The sequence below is a fragment of the Maritimibacter harenae genome (genome assembly GCF_009882975.1).
In the GTDB taxonomy this organism is placed as follows: Bacteria; Pseudomonadota; Alphaproteobacteria; order Rhodobacterales; family Rhodobacteraceae; genus Maritimibacter; species Maritimibacter harenae.
The window spans coordinates 1-361 of record NZ_WTUX01000044.1; the positions used below are offsets into that span (position 1 = coordinate 1).

The window sequence follows — 361 nt, forward strand, 5'->3', positions numbered from 1 at the left end:
CCACTCAGCCTGTTCGTCACTGCCGGGCAGGTGAGCGACTACATCGGTGCGCGGGCTCTTTGCGACAGTCTGCCGAATGTCGATTGGCTGCTCGGCGATCGCGGCTACGACGCCGACTGGTTCCGGGAAGCGTTGCAAGACAAGGGGATACGCGCCTGCATCCCCGGCCGGAAACAACGGAAGACGCCGGTCAAATACGACAAGCGACGATACAAGCGGCGCAACCGCATCGAGATCATGTTCGGCAGGCTCAAGGATTGGCGGCGGGTGGCCACGCGATATGACAGGTGCCCAAAGGTCTTCCTCTCGGCCATCGCTCTCGCAGCTATCGTCATCTACTGGCTATGAGTCCTGAGCCTAG

At 61.2% G+C, this 361-nt stretch carries 1 protein-coding gene; it reads left to right on the forward strand.

Annotated features, from left to right (window positions below):
- Positions 1-348 (forward strand): IS5 family transposase (locus tag GQE99_RS20255; protein WP_161353778.1); only part of this gene is annotated, 348 nt, incomplete at its 5' end.
- Between the last annotated feature and the right edge of the window lie 13 nt (positions 349-361).